This is a genomic window from Streptomyces sp. NPDC002536 (assembly GCF_053594995.1).
This window is the reverse complement of record NZ_JBSFWU010000070.1, coordinates 1-23,482: the sequence shown is the minus strand read 5'-3', so window position 1 is coordinate 23,482 and position 23,482 is coordinate 1. Positions and strand designations below refer to the sequence as shown.

23 protein-coding genes and 1 pseudogene are annotated in these 23,482 nt (G+C 68.9%); 11 read left to right on the top strand and 13 right to left on the bottom strand.

What is annotated here, in order from left to right:
- Nucleotides 1-285: 285 nt before the first annotated feature.
- Nucleotides 286-504, bottom strand: coding sequence for a hypothetical protein (locus ACWD4B_RS23850; RefSeq protein WP_451422649.1), 219 nt, complete (start codon nt 502-504; stop codon nt 286-288).
- Nucleotides 505-959: 455 nt separating this feature from the next.
- Between ACWD4B_RS23850 and ACWD4B_RS23845 the strand changes: the two genes are divergently transcribed.
- From ACWD4B_RS23845 to ACWD4B_RS23820, 6 genes are all read left to right on the top strand, one after another.
- The gene (locus ACWD4B_RS23845; RefSeq protein WP_451422648.1) at nt 960-2,246 is read left to right on the top strand and encodes a hypothetical protein; all 1,287 of its coding nucleotides are present in this window, start codon (nt 960-962) and stop codon (nt 2,244-2,246) included.
- 21 nt (nt 2,247-2,267) lie between these two features.
- Complete coding sequence (locus ACWD4B_RS23840; protein ID WP_451422647.1) at nt 2,268-2,807, top strand: N-acetyltransferase family protein; 540 nt, start codon at nt 2,268-2,270, stop codon at nt 2,805-2,807.
- A 14-nt stretch (nt 2,808-2,821) separates the two neighbouring features.
- Nucleotides 2,822-3,577: a creatininase family protein gene (locus ACWD4B_RS23835; protein ID WP_451422646.1), complete on the top strand. Its 756-nt coding sequence runs from the start codon at nt 2,822-2,824 to the stop codon at nt 3,575-3,577.
- On the top strand, nt 3,553-3,885 hold the full coding sequence (locus ACWD4B_RS23830) for a 4a-hydroxytetrahydrobiopterin dehydratase (RefSeq protein ID WP_451422645.1): 333 nt from the start codon (nt 3,553-3,555) through the stop codon (nt 3,883-3,885). The genes ACWD4B_RS23835 and ACWD4B_RS23830 overlap by 25 nt, the downstream gene beginning before the upstream one ends.
- Before the next feature lie 25 nt (nt 3,886-3,910).
- Nucleotides 3,911-4,186 carry a hypothetical protein gene (locus tag ACWD4B_RS23825; protein WP_451422644.1) on the top strand — a complete coding sequence of 92 codons (276 nt, stop codon included), beginning with the start codon at nt 3,911-3,913 and terminating at the stop codon, nt 4,184-4,186.
- A gap of 64 nt (nt 4,187-4,250) precedes the next feature.
- Entirely contained in the window at nt 4,251-5,273 is a 1,023-nt protein-coding gene (locus ACWD4B_RS23820; protein WP_451422643.1) for an MsnO8 family LLM class oxidoreductase, read from the top strand.
- On the opposite strand, the gene ACWD4B_RS23815 is transcribed toward ACWD4B_RS23820, so the two are convergent.
- Nucleotides 5,248-5,823: a TetR/AcrR family transcriptional regulator gene (locus ACWD4B_RS23815; protein ID WP_451422642.1), complete on the bottom strand. Its 576-nt coding sequence runs from the start codon at nt 5,821-5,823 to the stop codon at nt 5,248-5,250. The genes ACWD4B_RS23820 and ACWD4B_RS23815 overlap by 26 nt on opposite strands.
- Before the next feature lie 115 nt (nt 5,824-5,938).
- Between ACWD4B_RS23815 and ACWD4B_RS23810 the strand changes: the two genes are divergently transcribed.
- Nucleotides 5,939-6,532, top strand: a complete 594-nt coding sequence (locus tag ACWD4B_RS23810; protein WP_451422641.1) for a dihydrofolate reductase family protein — start codon at nt 5,939-5,941, stop codon at nt 6,530-6,532.
- A 42-nt stretch (nt 6,533-6,574) separates the two neighbouring features.
- Here ACWD4B_RS23810 and ACWD4B_RS23805 read toward each other — a convergent pair whose 3' ends face one another.
- A complete protein-coding gene (locus ACWD4B_RS23805; RefSeq protein WP_451422640.1) occupies nt 6,575-8,023 on the bottom strand; it encodes a hypothetical protein in 1,449 nt (482 codons plus the stop codon).
- A gap of 1,453 nt (nt 8,024-9,476) precedes the next feature.
- Between ACWD4B_RS23805 and ACWD4B_RS23800 the strand changes: the two genes are divergently transcribed.
- The 3 genes and pseudogenes from ACWD4B_RS23800 (at nt 9,477) to ACWD4B_RS23790 (ending at nt 12,401) form a co-directional block, all read left to right on the top strand.
- Complete coding sequence (locus ACWD4B_RS23800; RefSeq protein ID WP_336416482.1) at nt 9,477-9,857, top strand: thioesterase family protein; 381 nt, start codon at nt 9,477-9,479, stop codon at nt 9,855-9,857.
- A gap of 46 nt (nt 9,858-9,903) precedes the next feature.
- Nucleotides 9,904-11,016 (top strand): annotated as a pseudogene (locus ACWD4B_RS23795) (acyl-CoA dehydrogenase family protein); the annotation flags it as partial.
- A 437-nt stretch (nt 11,017-11,453) separates the two neighbouring features.
- Complete coding sequence (locus ACWD4B_RS23790; RefSeq protein WP_451422639.1) at nt 11,454-12,401, top strand: DMT family transporter; 948 nt, start codon at nt 11,454-11,456, stop codon at nt 12,399-12,401.
- A gap of 120 nt (nt 12,402-12,521) precedes the next feature.
- Here the strand turns inward: ACWD4B_RS23790 and ACWD4B_RS23785 are convergent, their stop codons facing one another.
- The 10 genes from ACWD4B_RS23785 to ACWD4B_RS23740 form a co-directional block, all read right to left on the bottom strand.
- Nucleotides 12,522-13,523: a hypothetical protein gene (locus ACWD4B_RS23785; RefSeq protein ID WP_451422638.1), complete on the bottom strand. Its 1,002-nt coding sequence runs from the start codon at nt 13,521-13,523 to the stop codon at nt 12,522-12,524.
- Nucleotides 13,520-14,080 carry an RNA polymerase sigma factor gene (locus tag ACWD4B_RS23780; RefSeq protein WP_451422637.1) on the bottom strand — a complete coding sequence of 187 codons (561 nt, stop codon included), beginning with the start codon at nt 14,078-14,080 and terminating at the stop codon, nt 13,520-13,522. The genes ACWD4B_RS23785 and ACWD4B_RS23780 overlap by 4 nt, the downstream gene beginning before the upstream one ends.
- A 100-nt stretch (nt 14,081-14,180) precedes the next feature.
- Nucleotides 14,181-14,957 carry a TetR/AcrR family transcriptional regulator gene (locus tag ACWD4B_RS23775; RefSeq protein ID WP_451422636.1) on the bottom strand — a complete coding sequence of 259 codons (777 nt, stop codon included), beginning with the start codon at nt 14,955-14,957 and terminating at the stop codon, nt 14,181-14,183.
- 99 nt (nt 14,958-15,056) lie between these two features.
- Nucleotides 15,057-15,224: a hypothetical protein gene (locus ACWD4B_RS23770; RefSeq protein WP_451422635.1), complete on the bottom strand. Its 168-nt coding sequence runs from the start codon at nt 15,222-15,224 to the stop codon at nt 15,057-15,059.
- A gap of 22 nt (nt 15,225-15,246) precedes the next feature.
- Nucleotides 15,247-16,047 carry a signal peptidase I gene (gene lepB / locus ACWD4B_RS23765; protein WP_451422634.1) on the bottom strand — a complete coding sequence of 267 codons (801 nt, stop codon included), beginning with the start codon at nt 16,045-16,047 and terminating at the stop codon, nt 15,247-15,249.
- 168 nt (nt 16,048-16,215) lie between these two features.
- The gene (locus ACWD4B_RS23760; RefSeq protein ID WP_451422633.1) at nt 16,216-17,472 is read right to left on the bottom strand and encodes an MFS transporter; all 1,257 of its coding nucleotides are present in this window, start codon (nt 17,470-17,472) and stop codon (nt 16,216-16,218) included.
- Nucleotides 17,469-18,383 carry a formyltransferase family protein gene (locus ACWD4B_RS23755; RefSeq protein WP_451422632.1) on the bottom strand — a complete coding sequence of 305 codons (915 nt, stop codon included), beginning with the start codon at nt 18,381-18,383 and terminating at the stop codon, nt 17,469-17,471. Before ACWD4B_RS23755 ends, ACWD4B_RS23760 begins: the two co-directional genes overlap by 4 nt.
- A 38-nt stretch (nt 18,384-18,421) precedes the next feature.
- On the bottom strand, nt 18,422-19,891 hold the full coding sequence (locus ACWD4B_RS23750) for an FAD/NAD(P)-binding protein (protein ID WP_451422631.1): 1,470 nt from the start codon (nt 19,889-19,891) through the stop codon (nt 18,422-18,424).
- A gap of 378 nt (nt 19,892-20,269) precedes the next feature.
- The gene (locus tag ACWD4B_RS23745) at nt 20,270-21,652 is read right to left on the bottom strand and encodes an FAD-binding oxidoreductase (protein WP_451422630.1); all 1,383 of its coding nucleotides are present in this window, start codon (nt 21,650-21,652) and stop codon (nt 20,270-20,272) included.
- A 58-nt stretch (nt 21,653-21,710) separates the two neighbouring features.
- Nucleotides 21,711-22,700 carry an antibiotic biosynthesis monooxygenase gene (locus tag ACWD4B_RS23740; protein ID WP_451422629.1) on the bottom strand — a complete coding sequence of 330 codons (990 nt, stop codon included), beginning with the start codon at nt 22,698-22,700 and terminating at the stop codon, nt 21,711-21,713.
- 83 nt (nt 22,701-22,783) lie between these two features.
- Here ACWD4B_RS23740 and ACWD4B_RS23735 point away from each other — a divergent pair, with 83 nt between their 5' ends.
- Nucleotides 22,784-23,350, top strand: a complete 567-nt coding sequence (locus tag ACWD4B_RS23735; RefSeq protein WP_451422662.1) for a nucleoside deaminase — start codon at nt 22,784-22,786, stop codon at nt 23,348-23,350.
- The last annotated feature ends 132 nt before the right edge of the window (nt 23,351-23,482 follow it).

Genomic DNA, 23,482 nt, shown 5'->3' with positions numbered 1-23,482 from the left:
GTGTCTGGCGGGTCGGCACGGGCCCCGTGATGCTCCCCCGGCCAGCGCTGGGAGGTACCCGAGCGCCAGGCACGGCACTTGGCGAAGGAGGCCGCTATCGTGTCCTGCGCCAGGCACCATGTGCTGACGGGCTTCCCGTTCTGGGATGTGAGCGACTCCGACAGCGGAAACCCTGAATTTTCGGACGCAGGACCGAGGGTTTCCGCTGCCGGAGGCGGTTGTTCCGGGACGATACTCCTCCAACACCGGACGCCGCGGGGCCCGCACTGGCCCATCGGACACGCCCTAGCCGCGGGGCGGGTCGGCAGGCGTCTGTCGATGGCTGCGCCGGACGCTGACCGTGTCCTCGGCGTCGAGCCGCAGCGGCTGGCCGTCCTCGAACTCCATGACGACGTCATCACGGCCATCGGGCTGCCGTTCGGTGCGGATGGCAGTTACTCGGAGCGGATCTCCGAGGCCGATCACCAGGTCTCCGTTCTCGACCATGTAGGCGAGCAGGCGCATCAGTTACACCCTCCGCGTACGCTTCCGAAAGGCTGAGCGAGCTCGATCTCGCCTGGAGCCACTTCCCATTCGCGTCCGCCGTTGAGGGGGCGCAACTGATAGTTCGGCCCCTCCCTGCCCATCACCCGTCCCACCCTGTCCCGGACGGTATCGCGTGCCACGCTGCCGATCGGGAGATTGAGAGGGGAGGAGGCTCCTGACATGGCCTGGCTGTCAGCGGCGGCGGTTGTGCTGTTCGTCCTCGAGCGCATGCGAGCTCCCGGTGTCGTTCGGATGGTCGGGCAGGCCACTGACCGTAGGTCCCATGCGTTCGCACGAGCGACGCCGCTGTGATGCATCTTCGATGCAACTTCCGCTTGCAGATGCAGTACCTGGTGCATGCGCTCCATCAGTGGTCGGGAACGGCGCTACGGTCGGCTCCGGCACAGTGCTGATGAATGGAGCCTGCGAGCCCGATGGCCGAGACGAAGATCCCGAACGTGAAGATCCGGGCTGTACGCGAAGAACGCTTCCAGATGAGTCGTCCCGAGTTCGCCGAACTGATCAACAGAGAGGCAGGGAAAGCTGGCGAGAACACCGGGTGCACGGCCCGGGTGGTCGCCACCTGGGAGGACGGAGACGTGTCGTGTCCGCGCCCTGTGTACCGACGGGTCCTGTCCGCGTTGGCCGGCGAGAGCATGGAGGCGCTCGGCTTCACCTGCCACTCTTCCGCTCGGCGTCTGCCCGGGCGTACGGTCGTCACGCTGGATCAACTCGACGACCCGGAGCAGGCAGTGGACCGGCGGCACTTCGTCACTGGGCTCGCCGCGCTGGGGTTCTGCCCGGAACGCGGTACGCCCCGCAGGATCGGAACCGCAGAGGTGAGGACCGTCCGCAAGACAGTGCGCCAGCTCAAGCAGCTCGACGAACGCATGGGTGGCGACAACCTCAGCCTTGATGCTCAGCGTGCTCTTGGCGCGCTGAACCGGCTTATCAACACGGCGCGCTATACGGAGGCGACGGGCAGGCATCTGCGGTCTGCTTGCGGAGACTTGGCGGTCTTGACGGGGTGGCTGGCCTACGACGCAGATCGCCCAGTGGACGCATGGGGTTTCTACAATCAGTCGCTGTACCAGGCGCGCATGGCCGAAGACCCGGAGGTCGAGGTTCATGCCTACGCACAGATGTCCATGGCAGCCGCCCGCAACGGCATGCCCCGCGATGCAGCGGAATTGGCTCGGATGGGGCAGCGCATCAGCGCCCGGCACGTCCCGCCCAGACTGATGTCCTTGCTTGCCCTGCGTGAGGCCTGTGGATGGTCTCTCCTCGGGGACGCGAAGGAGTGCCACGCTGCGCTTTCCCGCGCCTACAAGGTGTTCGATCATGGAACGTCGAACGAAGACCCCAAGTGGATCGACTTCTACTCGTCGGCCGAGCTGGACGGTCTCGCTGCCACGTGCCATGCCGACCTCGGCGAGACCGGGATTGCTCAGAGGCTCACCGAGAAGGCGTTGACGACCATGGACCACCGGTACGGTCGCAACAGGGCTTGGTACTCCGTCGTCCTTGCCGAAGTGCACCTGCAGAAGGGTGAGGTGGACGACGCGTGCCATGTGGCCCATGACGCCCTGCCGCTGCTGGCCCAGGTCTCGTCGACCCGCACCACCGCCCGCCTCGACGCCTTTAGAAGAGGAGTGGAACGGCGCCAGGATTCCCCGGTGGTCCGGGATTTCCTGGACAGATCGAGAGCTCTCGTCGCGTAGGTGCACAGTGGGAGGACAAGCATGGCTGACCTGGACCTGAACAGGTTGAACGGCGAGGAGGCCGACGAACGGCGCGAGGCTTTGGCGGACGTGTACGAGGAGGCATACGCGGAGAAGCTGGACGGCGCCTTTCGATCACGACCGGCTTTCTTGGACCGCCTCGCGGCATACGTGCAGCGTCCCGGATTCGAGTTGGTCACGGCACGGGAAGGCAACGAACTCGTCGGGTACGTCTTCGGGTTCGGGATCGCTCCGTCGGGAACCTGGTGGGGCGGATTCCGCGGGGAGGTCCCGTCTCATGTCTCGGTGCTGACCGGGCAGGGCAAGGTATTCGCGATCTCGGAGTTGATGGTCCGACCGCCATGGCGGCGCCGAGGAATTGCCCGCAGACTTCATGACGAGCTGCTGACGGGCCGCAGTGAGGATCTGGGAACGATCCTGGTGGACCCGAAGAACACCCCGGCCCGCTCGGCGTACTACGCGTGGGGCTGGGAGAAGCTCGGTGACATCCAGCCGTTCGACAACTCTCCCGTTTTCGAGTCACTGGTCAGGCAGCTCTGAAGCAGCCAAAAGCTATGACCACGGATGAGTTGATCACGCAAGCCACTTCCGGCGATGAGCGCGAGCGAGGCCCGGTCGTTGCCGTCCTCCCGGTCGGCAGCTTCGAGCAGCACGGTGACCACCTGCCACTGATCACCGACACCGCCATTGCTTGCCTGATCGCCCGGCGCCTGGCCGACGACCACGACTTGTTCCTGCTTCCGCCCATCACGATCTCCTGCTCGCACGAACACGCTCCGATGGCCGGAACGGTCAGCATCGGTGCCGGAACTCTCTACGCGATGGTCCACGACATATGGCGATCGCTCGAAGCCTCCGGTGTCCCCGGGCTGCTCATCGTCAACGGACATGGCGGCAACTATGTGCTGCAGAACGTCGTCCAGGAGATCAATGTCAGCGGCCCTCGTGTCGCCCTCTTCCCGGTCGGCCACGACCGTGCGAAAGCCCGTGCCGACGCCAAGTTGGAGAGCGGCGGAGCGGAGGACATGCACGGTGGCGAATTCGAAGTATCGCTGCTGCTGCACGCCGCGCCGCACTTGGTACGCAACGGCATCGAGGAGGACGACCACTCGGCTCCCAGCCGCCCGCACTTGCTGACAGTGGGCATGTCGGGCTACACGGCCAACGGCATCATCGGACGCCCGTCGCTCGCGACGGCCGCCAAGGGCAAGGCACTCCTGGACAGCCTCTCGGGGTCGGCGCGTGCACATCTGGACGTACTCGCTGCAGGCCAAGAGGGGATGACATGGCAGAGAACCCGGTGCCGCTGACGGACGAGCAGATCGCCGCACGGCTGCTGGACAGGCAAGGATGGCAGCGGGAGGGAGACGCCATCACTCGTGCATTCGGCATCCGTTACCACGGCGGCGTCGCAATGATCGTGCACGTGGCGGATACCGAACGGCTCATCGGCCACCACGCGGACATCGATCTCCGGTGGGACCACGTCCGGTTCTCCATCACGACCCACGACGCCGGGCACAAGTTGACCGAAGCCGACTTCGACCTCGCGGGCCGGATCGATGCCATCGCCGCTGCCCACGGGGCTGCTGCCCCTCGTCCCCGTAACGAGGCATAAAGGACGGCTCCATACAGTTGCAACCGTGAAGAACACGAAGCGCCGATGGCCCAAGCCGGACCCGGACAGCGGTGTCGAGGACGTGACGCTGCTCATCATGGAATGGCTCGGCGAGCAGGGCGTCGAGCCCATGCTCCGCGTCGACGTCGAGCGCATGCGCGAAGGCAAGCCGGCGTGGACCTTCGCCGCCGGTGGCGGGTCGTTGCCGCACGCCGTCCGGACCGATGGGGCCTCGGCCGGTGAGTGCATGGGCAGGGCGCTGCAGTGCCTGCGAGCAGCCGGGCTGGACGTCCCCTTCTGAGGCTCGGAGGCTCTGAGGGATCCGGGAAGGAATCCCCGCCCCCACCCCCCACGTTGCACTGAACGTGACCACTCCCACCCCTCCCGTCCCCGTCCCCCTCTCCGTCCTCGACCGTTCGCACACCCGGCAGGGCCGCCCGCCGGGCAAAGCGCTGCGCGACACCGTGCGGTTCGCGCAACAGGTCGAGGAGCTGGGGTACCGGCGGTTCTGGGTGGCCGAGCATCACGGCGTGCCCGGCGTCGCCGGGGCCGCGCCGACCGTGCTGGCGGCAGCGGTGGCCGCGGCGACGCGGCGGATCCGGGTCGGGACGGGCGGGGTGATGCTGCCCAATCACCGGCCCCTGGTGGTCGCGGAGCAGTTCGGCGTGCTCGAGTCGCTGTTCCCCGGGCGTATCGACATGGGCCTCGGTCGGTCCGTCGGGTTCACCGACGGGATCCGGCGGGCGCTGGGCACGGAGAAGGAGGCCATGGCCGACTTCGGCGCGCAACTGGCCGAGCTGGCCGAATGGTTCACCACGGGGGCCCGCGCCTACCCGCAGGTGCACGCCCACCCGGCCGAGGGCCTGAGCCTCCCCGCGTTCGTCCTGGCCAACGACGCCGGCGCGGAGGTCGCGGCGGCGGCCGGAGCGGCGCTGGTCATCGGCGGGCTGAAGGGCAAGGACGGGATGCGGGCCGCGATCGACCGGTACCGGGCGGCCTTCCGGCCGTCCCCCTGGTGGCAGGAGCCGTACGTCGTGGTCGCGGGGAACGTGGCCGTCGCCGCAACGGCCGACGAGGCGCAGCGGCTGCTGATACCGGAGGCGTGGGCGCTGGCCCGGTCCCGTACACGCGGCGTCTTCCCGCCGCTGCGGTCCGCCGAGGAGATCGCGACGCTGCCGATGACGGACCGGGAGCGCGAGTACTACGAGGCCGGGCTGCGCGGGCACATCCACGGCACGGAGGATCAGGTCGCGGCGGAACTGGCGGCGCTGGTCGGGCGTACGGGCGCGGACGAGGTGCTGGTGACGACCGGGTCGTACGATCGCGCCGCGCTGCTGGACTCCTACACCCGCCTGGCCCGGCTCACCGTGGCGGCAGGACGCGCGTGACGACCGACTCCACCAGCCGGTCGAGGTCGGGCTCGGGCAGCATGTCGGGCAGCGTGAGGTGTTCCAGGAGCACGCCCGTCATGGCGAGGTAGAGGACGAGGAAGGCGTCCTCGTCCCCGGGCAGCCCGGCGTCGAAGTGGAAGCGCACGGACTCGTCGTAGGCGGCGCGCACGGCGCGGTTGAGCTCGGCCTGGAGCGCCGGGCGGCGCGTGGCTTCGAGGCGGAGTTCCAGCATGGCCAGGTAGCCGGTCCGCTCGGCGGACATGCGCTGCACCAGCCACCGCATGAGCTCGGTGACCAGCTCGCGCGAGGGTTCCGGCCGCATGGCCCGGCCGACCTGTGCGGGGTCGGGGGTCATCCGTACGTGGATGCGGCCGGCGGTCTGCATCAGCAGATCGTCCCGGTCGGCGAAGTAGTTGGAGGCCGTGCCGACCGGCACGCCGGCCCGGGCGTCGACGGCGCGGAAGGTGAGTCCGCGCGCGCCCTCGTGCGCCAGCACTTCGATGGCGGCGTCGACGAGGGCCGTCCTGCGCTCCGGGTTCCTGGCCATGGGGACCTCCTCAGAAAACCTGCTTGCCTAACCACTACAGGTGAAGCACTATAGATGAAGTGGTTGTTGCCGGGAGACACCAGGACACCCGGACGCCCAACGGGAGGGGACCCTTTTGCGCAAGCTCACCTACTTCGTCGCCTGCACGATCGACGGCTTCATCGGCGACCCGGGCGGTGACGCGACGTCGATGTTCAAGTACGCCACCGCGGAGTTCCTGGAGTACCTCAAGACGGAGTACCCGGAGACCGTTTCCGTCGAGGGCCGCAAGCTCCTCGGCTTCGACGACGCGGAGAACCGGCACTTCGACACGGTCGTCCAGGGCCGGGCCAGCTACCAGTTGGCGCTGGACGCCGGTATCACCAGCCCGTATGCGCAGATGCGCGAGTACGTCGCCTCGCGCACCCTCACGGAATCGCCCGACCCGAACGTGGAGCTGATCTCCGACGACCTGCTCGGCAGGATCCGCGAACTCAAGGCCGAGGAGGGCGAGAAGAGCGGGTTGGGTATCTGGCTCTGCGGGGGATCGCAGCTGGCGGGCGAACTGCTGGACGAGATCGACGAGCTGGTCATCAAGACGTACCCGCAGGTGTACGGCTCCGGCATGCCGATGTTCGGCTCGGGCTTCTCGGTCACCGAGTTCACGCTGGAGTCGGTGCGGGCGTTCGAGAACGGCGTGATCGTCAGGACGTACAGCCGCGTGCGGTAACGGGCACCCTGCGGGGGTGCCCGTCATCACCGCCGTCTCCGCTCAGCAGTGGTTGGTGCCGTAGCAGAAGGCCGCCCACTTCACCGCGCCGTCCGGCCCGTACACCACCAGGTTGCCGTCCGCCTGGAGCTTCACCGTCGAACCCGCCGCGGGCGCGATTCCGCCCTCGCGGTTGTTGAGGTTGAGCGCCCAGTGCGCGGTGCCGTTGCCGTCGTAGACGACGAGGTTGCCGTCGCTCTGGAAGTCCAGGTGGGCACCGCCGATGTCGGACTGGCCGCTCCACCAGTCCCTGCGCGGGCCGTTGAGGTGCAGCAGCCCGTCCCTCTGCAGCGTCAGCGTGGTGCCGCCCGCGGTGACGGACGAACCGGCTTTCATCGTGAAGCCGGGCTTGAGGAGGACATCGCCGTTGCTCTGCGAACCGCCGACGGCCCGGTAGATGTTGACCGCCTCGTCACGGAAGGCAGCGGTTGCCGCCTGGTTCAGGTTGGAGCCGGAGTACGAGCCGATGTCGTACAGGCCGCCGCCGTTGCGGAAGGCGTCGGCATCGTAGACGCCGCCGCCGGATGCGCCGCCGGCGAGTTCGCTGTCGCCGTCGCAGGAGCTCTGCAGCAGGATCTGCGGAGGGTTCTCCGGACCCCAGTGGGCGGCCTGCTCGCACACGTGCAGCTGGTTGACGTCGCCGGGGATCCCGGCGATGGCGACGTTGGACGGCAGCGCCGCGTTGAAGGCGATGCCGGCGGATCCGACGACGTCCTGCACGTGCTTGCCGTTCTGGGGGTTGAGGGCGATGAAGGCGGTGTCGTCGTTCTGCTGGCCGTTCTCGGGAGTGATCGCGGCACCGCGCCAGGTGAACCAGCCGTAGGGGGCGTGCTCGCCGGTTGCGTCGACGTACCAGCCGGGGGCGAACCGGTAGTTGGCGCTCGGGTCGAGGGTGACGCCGTCGGAGAGGGTCTTCATGCAGTGGCGGGCGGTGGCCAGGGTGTCGTGGTTGTCGGACACGACGACGGTGGCGGTGCACAGGCCCATGTAGCCGGGGCCGTCGTCCCAGTTGAGGCGTCCGGTGAAGGCGCGGACGCCCTCGCGGAGGTCGGCGGCACCGCGGAGGGCGCTCCGCGTGGTCGTTGTTGTTGCTGCTGCCGTCGTCGTCGGCTTGGTGCCGGCGATCCTGACCGGCTCACCGCCGGCTCTGCTGCCGTCGGCCTCGGCTGCACGTCTTTCTTTGCCGGACTTGCTCCCGGCCTTCTTGTCGAGGGTGGGGGCGGAGGTCTTGTCGTGTGCGTGCTTCTCCCAGAACGAGCGGATCTGCGCGTCGGACCGGGCGGCGGACACGTACCCGTTGTGGTCTCCGGGGGAGGGGCTTGGCGAGGGAACGGTCGCCGCCAGGGCGGCGGTCGGCACCAGCAGACTGCCGGCGAGGGCGGCGGCCATGGCCGCGGCGCGCAGCGTGGGGCGAGCGAGTTGTGTGAGTCGCGTGAGGTGCTCGGTATGCATGTGGCATCCATCTCCGTGAGGGGGCCGGGATGCCGGGATGGTGGCGAACTCCGTTCAACAGACGGTCGACACCGTGCTGTTCGCCAGGTTCGCGCCCCCCCTGTCGCCAGGGCTGTTGGCCACCTTCGCCACCCCTGGTGACCTGCGGCGAAGGTGCATTCGACGACGGGGGAGGGCGGGTCGGGTCGCCAGGTGTTCGCAAGGGCGCGCCATGATTCGCCATCCCCGTGACCTGCAAGAATCCGGGACAGCGCGGGTGTCCGCGGCGTAGGCAGTTGCTACAGTGGCCGCGTCGTCGGCCGATGGGCGCGATGGACGGCGGGGCTGCGGAACCGTACATGACTGTACGTCAGGCAGTCGGCTTCCGGGGAGTCCGCGAACCGGCCGGCGGGAGCAGTCTCTCGCGCGGCGCCGAAAGACCCGGCTCCGGTGGTCCCCGGAGCCAGGTCTGTCACGCGCGAGGCATCACGTGGGCCCGGCCGACTACCCGGCGGCCGGGCCCACTTGGCAAGCAGACCGACCGATCGTCCGAAACCACGTCAGCGGCACGCCGTCAGCGCACCAGCTGATCGCAACACCGCGCGATGGCGGCAACCACGTTCAGAAGCGCTGCCGACAGCGTCACCCACTCACAAAGCGGGTGCCGCCGCCGGTGCTTCCTTCTGCCCTTCGGCCTCACCATCAGCTCGGCTCCTCACTCTTGCGGTTCCCGGTACGCCCGGGACCCTGCACCGGACGGGCAGGGCGCCCTGTGAGAGGTAGGGCCGTTGCTGCCCGAAGCGTATCGGGCGCGGGGCGGTGAAGGCTTGACGTCGAGGAATTCCTTGCCAACGGGGGAGAGTTGGGGCATCATACGGCGCTCCGCGGGCGGTGGGTTTCCTCTCGTGCGCAGACCTCCGGCCGGCGCGCCCTCCCGCCGTTCCCGATCACCTCAGCCTTGGCAGGCTCCGACTGCCGACATCACCCGGCTTCGGGGCGGCATGCCGGCCTCGTTCACACCTCCGCGACCGGGTGCCGGTCGCAGTCCGTATGTCCTCCGTCATGCGACCAATCTACGGGCCGAGATCATGCGGAGCCGGATGCATGCTGCAGGTCCGTTCTACGCGAGTACACCTCGTTGTCAGTTCCGCATGCGACGCTCACCGCGCCCTGCAGTTGAACACTCGACGCTCCGTTGTGGGCAGTGCCACATCCCGAAGTGTCCGCGGCCGTCAATCTCTTCTCGTGGAGTTCTCAACTCCACTCACAAAATGGACCTGTTCAAGCTCCCCCAAGGCGGTTGACTTCGTCCGCCCGTATCGCCCAGCATCGGGCGGCGCGTTCGGAGACTCGTGACGCGGTGACAGGTGCGCCGAAGGCGTGCCGCACGTCACACCCATGACGGAACCTCAGTGATGAGACACTGTCGATCACTCGAACAACTGAACCAATCTGAATCAATCGGGGGTAGAACGTGAAGGTGACGATTTCGCCGCGCTTCTCCGAAGTCGACGTGCTCGGTCATGTCACCAACTCCGCAGTGCCGGTCTGGTTCGAGCATGGGCGGTTGCCGATTTTCCGGCTGTTCAGCAAAGAACCGAACATGCGTGACCTCGCGCTCATCCTGCGCCGGTACGAGATCGATTTCACCCGGCAGATCTTCGCGTCGGACGACGTCGTCATCGAGACGAAGGTCGCGAAGATCGGGAACACCTCGATCACCATCGAGCAGACGGCCACGCAGAACGGTGCCGAAGTCGCCCACGGCACCTGCATCATGGTCCATTTCGACTACGAGCGGGAAGCCACCGCCGGTATCCCGGACCATCTGCGGGCCGAACTGAGCGCGCTGTAGCACCAGAGCCGATAGCCGATTTGCCTGCCGAGATTGGATTATTGCCATGAGTGTGTCGCGCAACCCGTTGGTCGACCTTGATTCGTCCGAGTTCCTCGACAACTTCCGGGGCGGTATCGACGAGTTCGACAGTGCCCGACTGCCGCAGGAGCCGTTGTCCAAGGAGAGCCTGCAGAAGCTGGTCGATCTGGGCATCTATCTGCCGGCCATCCCGCGCGAGTACGGCGGCCGGGAGAGTCACCGGGAGATGTGCGAGATCATCGAGATCATGTCCGAGCGCAATTTGCCGATGGGCATGTACACGATGATCGTGACCGTCCTCTTCCTCCGCAACGTGGCGTCCGGCGGTGACGACGTACTGAAGAAGGAGGTCTTCGACGACTTCCTCCACAACCCCGTCATCGGCGGTCTCGCCTTCACCGAGCCGAGCAGCGGCTCGAACCTCGCGCGTATGCAGACCATTTACCACGACGATGGTGACACGTACCGGATCACCGGCACCAAGCACTGGCAGGCGTTCAGTGAGCAGGCCGACTGGTGGATCGTCTGCGCCAAGCACCCGGAGCGCAAGGAGTTCGCCTACTTCGCCCACAAGCGGTCGGACGGCGGGTTCGAGACCACCGAGGTCTACGACAGCCTGGGGCTGAAGAACCTCGGATACGGGCTCAACACCCTCGACCTGAGCGTGCCCCGCCACTACAGGCTCACCAAGACCCGGGAGAGCCTGGGCGACGCCGCCGAGATCCTGTGCGCGTCCCGGTTCAGCAAGGCCGCCATGAGCAGCGGATTCCTGCGCCGGTTGAGCACGGAGGCGCTGCGCCACGTCAGCACGAGGGCGATCGGCGACGGCACGCTGCACGACATCGACTACGTGCGGTACAAGGTCAACCGCATCAAGCAGAACTACGTCGTGTGCAACGCGCTCTACCGGCATCTGATGCTGGCGGAGGACTACTACACGGACCTGGAGAACAGCATGTTCGCCTCGCTGGCGACCAAGGTGCTGTCCTCCGAGCTCATGCTCGAATCGGCCCTCGACTACCAGCAGTTGTGCGGCGGTGAGGGGTACCGGACCGACGCGCCGGACAACATAGCCGCCTACGCGCTCCTCGACGCGCGCGTCTACACCATTTTCGACGGAACGAACGACCTGCTGTGCCAGCACCTGGCGAACCTGTTCCTGCGCCGGTTCCGGGAGTCCGGGCTCCGGTCGCCGCTGGAGTTCGTCGGCCGGTTCGGCTATCTGGAAGACGCGTTCTTCCACATCACCGACATCAACCTCAGCCACATCACCGATGTGCCGTCCCAGGACAAGACCGTGATCCTGGGGCGCATTCTGTCCCGGGTGTACGGCATCGGCATGTTGGAGAAGGCGTCCCGGTCGGCCGCCCCCGACACGCGGCTCGCCGTGGACGAGGCCGACTTCCCGAAGGCGATCGCGGTGCTGAAGAACGAGATCATCTCCCTGGTCAACGAATACGAGTTGGCGGGCCGGCTGGCCGGCACTCAGGACGCGCAAGATGCGCCGGCTGCGCCGGATGCGACGCTTCCGCGCACCGACATGGTCACCGCCGACGCCAAGGCCGGCGTGCGCTAGTGGCCGGCGGGAGCAGGAATCTCAAGGCCTCGCTGATCGTGCTGGTGTTCATCACCATCTACGGATCAGGATTCGTGGGCGGCCGGTACGGCCTGCCCTACGCGGAGCCTTTGTACTACCTGGCAATCCGGTTCGGCGCGACCGCAGTCATTCTGTTCGTCCTCGTCATGTGCTTGAGGGTTGCCTGGCCGCGCTCGGGCTACATCCACCTCGTCATCAGCGGCATCCTGCTGCAAGGCGTGTTCTCCGTCGGGGTGTTCTACGCGCTCTACCGCGGCATGACCCCCGCGGTCTCGGCACTGATCATCGCGCTGCAGCCCATTCTGGTGTGGCTGATGGTCTCCGTCGTGACCGCGAGAAAGGTCCGGCTGCTGTCGGTGCTGGCCCTGATCGGCGGAGTGGTCGGTGTCGCCATCACGGTGTACCGGGGCCTGGAATCCTCGTCCGGGCTCACCCCGACCAACGTCGCCTTCGGATTCCTCGGTCTGCTGGGACTGTCCACCGGGCAGTTCTACTTCCAGATGAAGAACCCCGGCGCGCACCCGTTGGTCAACGGGTGCGTCCAGTCCGGCTCGTCGGCCGTCGTCATGCTCATCGGCGCACTGATCTTCGAGAAGGGCGTCATCCGGTGGACGCCACAGTTCCTGCTGTCGGAACTGTGGATGTCGGTCGGGGTGTCGATCGGTGCACTCAGTCTGCTGTTCATCCTGATGCGTTCGGAGAGCGCGGACCGGGTGGCGTCGTATTTCTACGGTGTGCCGATCGCCGCAGGACTGATCGCCTGGCCCGTACTGGGCCAGCGCCCGACCGTGTCGGAGATCGTCGGGTTCACGGTCATCGTGATCTCGATCATCGTCTTCAACCGCAGCAGCAGAACGACCGGCGCCGAACGGGATCCCGCGGCGGTGCCGGCCGACAACTCCGTGCCGGTGGCGGACCGTTCCTGAACGGGGCCGGCCGGGCCCTCGCCCAGTAGAGGGCAGGGCCCGGCCGGGCGGCGGGTTCCCGGGCGGGCAACGGGCCGTCGAGCAGGCCGAGATCGCGGGTCATGTCCCGAAGGGGCACCGCTACGTCCGTGGGGACGGGTTCGGCGCCTCCCAGGCGGGCCCGGCGGAGAGGTAGGTGGTGCGGTGGAGGAGGTCCCCGGCCCGGAGTTTCTGCGTCCCCCATGTCAGGCCGTCGTTCCGCGCCGTGTCCTCGGCTTCCAGCACGTGGAACGCCCCGGCGTCGATGATCAGTCGCCGCCGCCAGGTACCGGCGTCCAGGTCGACGGCCGTGCCGGCGCGGCCGGTGCTGTCCTTGGCCCGCTCCGTCACCCGCGCCCCGGGAAGCCCGGTGAGGAGCTTGAACAGCGCGGCCCGCAGCTGTGGTTCGGCGGGTGACTTGGCGAGCAGGTCCTCGATGCCGTTGAAGAGCCCCTCCTCGGTCTCCTCGCCGGTGGCTTCACCGGCGAGCCGGGCCCGTAGCCCCGCCGGGTCCGTGGGCAGCTTCCCGAGCTCGTCCCACAGGACCGGCTTGCCGCAGATCACGTAGGCCTTCACCGGGGTGTCCCAACGCTCGTAGTCCTGGACCGGACCGGCGCCGGACTGCCCGCGTGTGCCGTACCGGCTCAGCCAGACGGTCTCGTACGTCTCGTCCGGCCGCTGGGTCTTGTCGGCTGTCCGGTTCCACTGGTGGGTCCGCACCTTCCAGTACGGTGCCGTCCCCGTCTCCGTCCGCTTCTGCGCCGTTGCCGACGGCTGCGCCGCCGGGGATCCGAGCGCGTTCCCGGAGTCCGACCAGGGCTGGAACGTCACCCCCAGCGCGACTGCCACGACCGCCGCCGCCGAGGCGAGCACGGGAAGGCGGCGCCGCCACGTCCGCACCGGGACGACCGCGGCCACCGGCTCCCGTTCGAGCTCGACGGCCGTTCCGTCCGCTTCGGCCCGGCCGGCCGCCGACCGCACCGCGGCCAGCGCCGCGGCGACGGCGTCCGCCGAGGGCGGCGCGACCTTGCCCGCGGCCTTCAACCGCCGTGCGCCGGGGAAGTCGAGGAGGTCCCTGTCGTTCATGTCCTGCTGCCCGGTCATGCGAGGTCTCCTGTCAGGGAAAGCGCGGCGGAGGGGGCGAGCGCCGTGCGCAGCCGGGTGCGTGCCCGGTGCAGCCGGGACCTGGCCGTGCCCGCGGGGACGCCGACGACGGCCGCGGCCTCGGTGGGGCTGAGCTGCTCCCACGCGATCAGGAGCAGCAGCTCCCGCTCCACGGCCGGCAGTTCGGCCAGGGTCCGGCGCATCAGCGGCGCGACCGCTGCCGCGTCCAGCCTCCGGTCGACGGCGTGCCACGGGTCGCTGCTCGCCTCGGCGGCGAGCGTGGCGGCGGCCCCGGGCCGTTCCTGCCCGCGCCAGTGCGCGGCCAGCACGTTGCGGGCCACGCCGAAGAGCCACGCGCGGACCGGCCCGCGGGCCGCGTCGTAGGTGCCGCGCCCCGCGTAGGCCCGCAGCCACGCCTCGGCCAGCAGATCGTCCGCCGCGCCGGGTGCCCGCCGTGCGAAATAGCCGTGAAGCGCCGTCGAATGGCGCTCCACAAGCGGCTCGAAGGCCGACGCGTCGGTTCCCGAGCGCGCCAGCAGTTCCTCGTCCGTCGCCACGGACCTCCCCTTCCACGGGCCACGCCTTCCGCAGCCCCCACCCCCTTCTTGTGCCGGCCCCGCGAAAGCGTTCGCGCCCCGGATCCGCGGAGGCCGTCACTCACCGCCGCGCTGCGGCGTCCGCCGGAAAGATGCGGGACAAGTGGTAGTCCAGCACCGCCTGCACGTCCGCCAGTGACCGGCGCTCGTGCAGGACGTCCAGGCCCAGGCCCGTGGCCCCCGACACCAGAAGGTCCGCCTCGTGCCGTACATCGAGGCCCGGGGCGGTGCTCCCCGCTGCCCGGCCCGTCTCGATGATGTCCCCGACGAGCGCCTCCAGCGGCTGCTCGGCGGCCAGGAAGACCGCCGCGAGTGCCGGGTCGGTGAGGCTGCGGGCGTAATACGCCGCGAACACCCGGAGCGCGGACGCGCGTTGCTCGTCCAGCGGCAGGAACTCGTTCAGCAGCGCACGCAGCAGCCTGTGCGGGTCCGTCATGTCGGTGGGGACGCGGGTCGCGGCAATCCGCCCGTTCTCCTCGTGCAGCAGGCGCAGGGCGTCGACCAGGAGGGCGTGCTTGCTGTCGAAGTGGTACTGGACCACGCGCAGCGAGACGCCGGCTTCGGCCGCGATCCGGCGCATGCTCGCCGCGTCCAGCCCCTCCTCGGCGGCGATGCGCCACAACGCCTCGGCGATCCGGAGCCGTTGGCGTGCCTGGATGTCCGTCTGCCGCGGCGACGGGGGCGTGACCGGGGTGCCCGGTGCGGGCAGCCGGTTCTTGCGCCGACGGTAGGCCCGGGCCTGGCAGCTGCGGGAGCAGTAGACGGCGGGACGGCCTCGCGTCGAAGGGGCGATGCGTGTGCTGCACATCAGGCATGCCGTCGGGTTTTCGTCACGCATACCTCTCACCGTAGCATCGGAAAGAGTGTGACGAAATAAGAGAGTTTCCATGCTGTAGGCGGATATTCAGGGGCTGACGCTGATACGTTCGTATCGTATTCACTCGCGAGGGAAGAGGCCATGAAGAAATACGACGTCCTGCAGATCCTCGGCGCGGTGGCGATGGTGGTTTTCAGCCAGGGCCTCTTTCGCCTCCTCTTCCACCACGACGACCGGGGGCTGCTCGGGTGGCTGCCCGGCGGCTTCGTTCCGGCGCTCCTCGCGCACGTCGCTCTGATCGCTGCCGGCGTCACCCTCGGGGGCTGGGCTCACGCGCATGCGAAGGCCCTCGGCCATCGACCGGAGCAGGCGGGTTGATCCCGGACCGGTCGAAGGTGCCGGGCACCGGGAGGTTCGTCCAGCGGTCGACGGGCCAGGCGATGACGACGGCGCGGCCGACGACCGCGTCCTCGGGGAGCGTGCCGTTGCCCGGGAGGTTCTGGTGGTAGCGGGAGTCGGCGGAGTTGTTGCGGTGGTCGCCCATCACCCAGATCCGGCCCTTGGGAACGTGCACCGGGCCGAACGGGTTGTCGCCGCACGCGGTCGCGCCGGGGTAGAGGTACGAATCCTCCTCCAGAGCCTTGCCGTTGACCTTGACCGGGCCGGTGCCCTGGCATTCGACGGTGTCGCCGCCCACCGCGATGACCCGTTTGATGAGGTACTTCTGATCGGCCGGTGGCGTCAGGCCGATGAAGCTGAAGGCCCGCTCGACAAGGTTGGGGTGCGGGGTGGGTATGCCGTCGCCCCAGCCGCCCGGGTCGCGGAAGACGACGACCTCGCCGCGCTGGGGCTTGGCGCCGAACCACGGTGTCAGCTTGTCGACGAGGACCCGGTCCTGGCGCTGGAGGGTGTTCTGCATGGAGTCGGACGGGATCTTGAACGGCTGCACCAGGAACGTCTTGATCAGCAGCGACAGGACCAGGGCGACGCCGATGAGGACCGGCAGCTCCTTCCAGAAGGAGCGCGGCTTCCTGCGCTCGGCCGGGCCACCGCTCGCCTTCTTGCCGGGCTCATCGGTCCCGGACCGGGAACCGACCGTCAGATCACCCACAGTTGCTCCTCACCTCACACGCGTGCCCACCCGTCCATCGGTGCAGGCCCATCGCCCCCATAACGGGCGGGGGTTCCGTGGTTCTCCCGATGGCGGCCGGGCCCGGGCAGGACCGAGGTCCCGCCCGGGCGGACCCGCGCGCCCCGCGCAGGTCCGCCCGGTGCGTGGTCAGCCCGCCCGTGAGGCGGCTTCCTCGGTGGTGGCGCCGGCCGGGGTGCCGCCCACCGGCCGCACGTCACGGGTGGTGCACAGGATCGGCGCGGCCAGCAGCAGGGCGCCCACCCCGAGCACGGCGACGCCGTACCACCCTCCCGTGTTCCAGATCTGGGAACCGAGGAGGGAGCCCGTCGCGATCCCCAGGAAACGGGTCGTGAAGTAGAGGGTGTTGAGCCTGCTGTGCTGCCCTGCGTCGAGCTTGAAGAGCATGGCCTGGTTGACGACCTGGTTGCCCCATACCCCGACGTCCAGCAGGACGACGCCCAGCACCATCAGGACCAGCCACTCCTTGCCGCCCGCGAGCGTCGCCCAGCCGACCAGCGAGACGGCCAGCAGCATCGTCTGCGTGTAGCGGCCCCCCTTGCGGTCGGCCAGCCGGCCGGCCCGCGGCGACCCGAGCGCGCTCGCCGCGGCGACCAGGCCGAACAGCCCGGCGATGCCCGGCCCGTAGCCGTAGGAGTCCTGAAGGACGAAGGCGAGCGTCGTCCAGAAGGCACCGAAGGAGACGCCGACCAGCGCCCCGGACGTGCACACCCGGCGCACCAGCGGGCTGCCCCGGAACAGCTTCGGCAGGCTCTTGAGCAGATCGCCGTACGGCATCGCGGCACTGCCGGTGATGCCCTTGGGCAGCGTGAAGAACAGCAGGACCAGGAGCATCACCATCAACGCGACCGAGCAGCCGTAGACCCAGCGCCAGCCCACGAGGTCGGCCAGCGCCCCGGCGTAGGTGCGCGAGGCGAGCAGGCCGACCAGCAGGCCGCCTTGGAGGACGCCGACGACCCGGCCCTTGGCCCGACCCCCGGTGAGCGCCACGGCGAGCGGGACGACGATCTGCGGAATCGGGGTGAGGGCTCCCAGCAGGAAGCTGACGACGGTGAGGACGGCGAGGTCGGGGGCGAGCGCGGCGGCGGCCAGCGCCACGGTCGTCGCGGCCCCCAGGGACAGGATCAGCTTGCGGCGGTCGCGGGTGTCGCCGAGCGGGACGAGCAGCAGGATGCCGAGTGCGTAGCCGAACTGCGTGGCCGTCGGGACCGAGCCCATCGCGCCCTCGGAGACCCCGAAGGAACTCGCCATGTCGGTCAGGACGGGCTGGTTGATGTAGATGTTGGACGAGGTGATCGCGCAGGCCAGGGTGAGCACGATCGTGAGCGTCCGGCCGAGCGCGCCGCCCGCCGCGCCGCTCTTCGGGGGGCCGGCCGGGGGCGTCACGGCAGGATCCCGGCACTGACGAGGGCGTCCCGCAGGACCTTGTGCGTCCCGCGCGCCGTGCTGCCGCCGTCGGCGCAGAAGGCGCGGACCAGCATCCCGATGACGGGCTCGGCCCGGAACAGGCGGATCCCCTTGTCCTGGATGGCCGTCAGCTCCTCCGGCGTGGCATGGGTGTAGTAACGCGCCTCGGCCGCCGGCTGCGGAACGCTCAGCAGCCGCTCGCCCCCGAGCGTCTGGACGACCGCCTCGTGCATCAGGGCGGCGCCGGCCCTGTGGTGCCGGATCATGTTCTCCAGCACCGAGCGGTCGTGATCCAGCGGCTGGGTGGTGCAGGACAGCACATCGCCCGCGTCCCAGTCGGCGTTGATGTGGTGCAGCGTGAACCCGGCGTGCGCATCGGAGTTGGCCATCGCCCGGGCGTAGGTGAGCACCCCGCGGTAGGCGGGCAGGACGCCCGGGTGGAGGTTGAGCAGCGCGGAGTGTCCGGCCGCTGCGGAGAAGTAGCGGATGATGTCGGCGCCGAATTTCTGGTAGCAGCGCACCGAGAATCCGAGGGTGATCCCTCGGCGGCGTAATTCCTGGATGGTTTCCGGGGAGTTGACGCTGTCCACTTGCTGCACCGTGATGCGCTTCGGATCCCTTCGGGCAAGGGCGCCGGGAGTGCAGTACGGGCCCTCTGCCGCGTTTTTCTCGTCTGCCGCGTCAAGGTAGGGGTAGAGCACGTCGTTCGTCAGCCGGTGCTCGACGAAAAAAAGCTCGCGGCGTTCGCGCGGGGCCGCCGGATTCGGTTTCTGCGCGGTGTGGAAAATGTGGATTCCGACGTCCTCCACGGCGAGCGAACGCACCGCCGCGTTGACCGCCAGGTGCGAGGTGACATCGCTGCCGACAAAGAAGGCGACTTGCAGGGTCATAAAGGTTTCTTTCCTTGGGGGTTCCGGTCCGTCCGGTACTAGTCGAGACCGCGCAGCACGGACCGCGCCGTGGCCGTGGAGTTCGTGCGCAGGGTCTCCACCGAATTGGTATAGAAGTGCACCCCTCGGGTGAGCGGACCGACGAAGTACACCGGCGCGCTCGCGGTGCCGTCAAGGCCGGTCAACCGGCCCGTCCCGAAGTCCACATCGACCCCGCCGTGCCGGTGCGGGCGCAGCCGGCCGGCCTGGCGCAGGTTGCCGATCAGCGGGTCGTCCAGATCGGTGATGTCCGGTGCCGCCCCGGTGGCGTTGACGACGTAGTCCGCGCCGAACTCCCGTTCCCGGCCGTCCTCGACGCAGCCGAGGGTGTGCCGCCCGCCGTGCGCGACGGCCGTCCGGAGGCCGGTGTGCGCATGCAGCTGTCCCGCGCGCACCAGCCGCCACAGCTTCTCGGCGTTGGGGAGCGGCATGCTGTGCCGGTACATCGCCCACAGCGAGGCGTGCTTCGCCAAGAAGGCCTCCTTGGCGGCGTCTTCCATGCGGTGCCACAGATGCGGGGCCAGGTGCCCCGTGGCGTCCAGCGCCGCGTACCAGCGGTTGCGCCCCTCGGCGGCGTCCCGGATGTCCTCGGGCAGGGTCTCGGCCACCGGGCGGCGCGCCGAACGCTGGGCGGCCTCCCAGTCCGGAGGTGTGCCGGTGGCCAGCTCGATCTCCTGCCGGAAGAGCCCGGCGATCTCGGCCAGTGTGGCCTGCCGCGCCCCGCCTCCGGTCAGTTCCTCGACGCGCTCCTCGGTGACGTACCGCGACGTCCAGGGCAGGGGCGTCCCCTGCACCTTGGGCAGCGACCGCAGGCGGGAGAAACAGTGGATCTCCCCCTGGTGACCGAGGGCGTCGAGCAGGACGATCACGTCGACGGCGGTCAGGCTGGAACCGATGACGGCCACCGAGGCGGTCGAGGGGATCCCGGCGATGTCGTCGTACTGCCAGGCGGAGGGGAGGTACGCCGGAGAGCCGGCCAGCTGCGGCAGCCCCTTCCCCGGCAGGTCGCCGGAGCACAGCACCGCGGCGTCGCAGGGATGTACGACGTCCCCGCACTGGACGAGTGCCTTTCCGGTACCGGGCAGACAGTCCGTGACGCGGGCCTTCACGAACTCCACCTCGACGCCGTGCCGGTGGGCGTCCTCGACGGCGGAACGCAACTGGTCGCGAAGGTATTCGCCGTATTGCGCGCGGGGTATGTACGCATCTCCGGATGTCGGTCGACTCCCTTGAGGAATACGTGAGTCGACCCAGTCGAGGAAGTGGTCCGGGCGGTCGCTGTACATGCTCATGGTGGCTGCACGCATGTTGAGGATATGGCATTCGTGCGGCGTTCCGTAAGCGGGACCGGTCGCCAGCTCGCCGGTGTGGTCGAAGAGTTGGATGCGTAACTTGTAGTCACGGCTCAGAACGGCTGCCTGTGTGATGAGTTGGGTCGTCGTGAGAATACCGCTGGCCCCTGCGCCCACGACAGCGACGACTCTTTCCGAGTGCGGACCTCTGCCCTTGATCGCGTTCACTCGGCGAGCGTAACAACATGGATCTTGCACCCAATACTGAAATCAAGCCACCCGCACGACGGCTTGCGGGAGGTCGTTGCAAGATGCGCGGAGTGCCGGAAAAGGGCTCAAATCCCCCGTCAATAACCGCCGAAGACGGCCGAGTTGCCATGGGTCGGCCGACCCCGGGGGTGGCCGGAGAGGTACGGCCGGTCGTGGCCGTGAGCCGGGGATCGCGGAAAAGAGACGCCCTGCAGCCGCTCAAGGAGTGGCAAAAGACCGGCGCTGAGGCCGACACCTCTGATCCGACCGGAGCCTCTGCTGACCACCCCAGGACTGATCGGCGCGTCACGGTGTGAGGCAGGTGAGGCAGGAGTGGAACAGGTTCTCCGGGTCCCATCGCGCCTTGAGCTCCCGCAGACGGTCCCAGGCGGCGGGGGTGTACGAGCGCCGGACAGCGGCCGCGCCGGCCTCCAGGTCGGCCTCGGCGATGTAGTGGCTGCCGCGCCCCGATGGGTCCGCCGCGCCCATCGCCTCCCGCAGCCAGCGGGCGTTGGCCTCGTCCTCGGCGGCGTCGTCCCAGATCGCATAGCAGACGAGATACGACTCACCGAGCGGGGAGAAGGCCATGGCGCGCAGCAGAGCCGGCTCTTCGGACACCGGTTGCACCGGGGCCAGCACGAGGGACCGGCCGGAGGGCGCGTGCGCGATCGCGTCGGCGATTCGGGCCAGTTGGGTCTCGTAGGTCTCCGCCGACCACAGCGTGTCCGCCGCGTAACGGTGCCCGGACGGCCACAGTTCGGCGGCGCTCGCGTGCAGGGCGGCGAAGGAGGTGGGCTCGGGCGATTGCCGGGAAACGGCGCTCGTGGTGAAGGGGCAGCCGGCCACGGGGGCGAGTGAGGCGAGCGCTTCCTCCGGTGTCGCGGCGAACGAGGTGGCCCCGACCACGACCCGCGCTCCCGCCGGGTCCGGTGCGCCGGACCGGGCAGAGGCGGAGGCCCTGAGGACGAGGGACGTCTCGACGTTCGGCGGGAGTTCGCGCGCGGTCCGTTCCGCCCAGCCCGTCACGCGGCCGATGCCGGACAGCGGGAACGTCAGACTCGTCGTCATGATGGACGCCGGCCGGGCGTGCAGGCGGAGCCGGAAGCGGGTGACGACGGCGAAGAAGCCGGGCCCCGCGCCCCGGGCGGCCCAGAAGAGATCGCTGTTCTCCGCCTCGGAGCAGATCACCGTGCGGCTGTCGGCCGTGACGGCCCGGATCTCCTGGACGTCGGCGCATGCCGCGCCCCACGCGCGGGAGTTCCAGCCCAGCCCGCCGCTGAGCAGGTATCCGCCCACGGCGACGGAGGGGCAGTGGCCCACGGGGAAGGCGAGTCGGTGCGGGTCGAGGGCCGCAACCAGGTCCCGGCCGGTCGCGGCGGGCCCCACCGTGGCGGTTGCCGTCCCGGGGTCGACGCGGCACTCCGCGAGCCGCGACAGGTCCAGCAGCAGCCCGCCGTCCCGGAGTTGGGACCCGGACCAGTTGTGGCCGCCGGAGACCGTCGACACGCGCAGCCCGTGGGACCGGGCGTAGGCCAGGGCGTGGGAAACGTCCGCCTCGGATGCGGGCCGCACGACGGCGGCAGGGAACCGCTCGGGCTTGCGCCCGTTCCAGACCGCGCCGGTCCTGGCACTCTCGTAGCCGGGGTCGCCGCGCCGGATCAGTGTCCCTTCGACGGCTCCTTCGGACATCGTGGCCTCCTCGCTCGGCCGGCCTGGGAAGTGGGAAGCGGTCAGGGCGTGACAGCGGTCAGGGCGTGATGAGTCCGAAGACTGCGATGGTCACCAGATAACAGAGCACCACCACAGCCGCGCCCGCCAGGTCGACGCGGCGGCCGCCTGCGCGCGCGGGCACCAGCCAAAAGGCGAGCGCCTTGTTCACCAGAGGCATCAGCAGCCAGGTCAGCGCGCTGACGCTCAGCATGTTCCCGATGAACAGCCCGATGTATCCGGGAACACCGAGACCGTTCAGCTCGGCTCCCTCGGTCAGGTTCAGCACCATCACGGTGGGATAGAGGGCCAGGAGCACCGACATGGCCTGTTTCCAGTTGGGCGGAGCACGGCCCTGCGCTCCCTCGCCGAAACGGAACCAGCCGCTGAACGCCGAGCCGACCTTGCGCACGTCGTAGGAGGCGAAACAGTTGCGCCCCTCCTCCAGCAGCGCCGCGCGGACATCGGAGGCGAGCCATGCGTCGAGGTGTTCGCGCGTGTCGAAGCGGAAGACGACGACCCAGCGTTCCTGCACCCCCTGAACGCCCTGGACCGGCTTGAACAATTCGGACCCCATGAATCCGGGCGCTTTCTCCTGCGCCTTGAGGGCCTTCGCCTGCCAGCGCAGGAACCGTTGTTCCTGTCCGGGCCTCACCTCGTGCGAGACGACGGCCGTGACGGCCTCCGGCGCCCGCTCGGGAGCGGCACCGCCGCGGAGCACTTCCTGGGTCGGGGGCCCGTCGAACAGCTCCTGCCCTTCGGCGAGCAGTTCCTGCCTCCTGCGTGAGTTCAACCAGGCGGTCAGGTGGTCGATCCCGGAGAAACGGAAGACGGCCACCCATTCGTTCTCTTCGCCGGTTCCGGGCGAGTAGACCTCGGCGCCCTCGAAACCATCGAATTCGCGGGCGGCCTCGTTCGTCCTGTCCTGCCAGCGCCGGTAGTCCTCGACGCGGTCTGCGTGCACCTTCTGCGAGATCACGACGGTGGCGGCGTTGTCGGCCCCGGCGTCACGGCTTGCACGAGAACCCACCCGAGTTAGGCTAATTCATATACGACTTTTCGGGCAAATCGGAAATCGGTCACCTCGGAGCGATGCCGATCGGAGACTGCGTGATGGAACACAAAGAGCTCATGGCCGAAGCGGTTCGACTCGCCACCGAGTCGGTGAAGAACGGCTGGGGCGGCCCGTTCGGTGCGGTGATCACCCGCAACGGCGACATCATCGCGCGCGGGCAGAACCGCGTCCTCCTGACCAGCGACCCCACGGCCCACGCAGAGGTGGAAAGCATCCGCAAGGCCGTGCAACGCCTCAACCCCGAAGCGCCGTCGGTCTCCGAGGAGCACCAGAACGAGAGCATTCTGGAATACGTGCCCCGCCCCGAGGGCTCACCGGACCTGATCCCCGAGCGGGCCCGGATGCTTCAGGGCTGCTCCATCTACATCAGCGGCGCCCCGTGCCCGATGTGCATGAGCGCCATCTACTGGTCGCGCATCGACGCCGTGTACTTCAGCCAGGACCTGGACGACACGCGCCGGATCGGCTTCGACGACGCCTTCCAGTACGAGGACTTCACGAAGCCGTTCAGCGAGCGGAGGATCAAGGTCGAGCAGATCCACCCCGAGCTCGGCGCCCAGGCCTACGACGCGTGGATGAACAAGGCGGACCGGCACGCGTATTGACCGCCTTCTGAGGCAACGCGTCGCATACACGAGGCGCAGCAAGGGCCTGGCTGCCGGCCGGCGCGCCATCAGGGCCTGTCCGGCGGACCTTCGCTCGTGGGTGCGGTGCGCCCCGTCAGGGGCGCGGGGAAC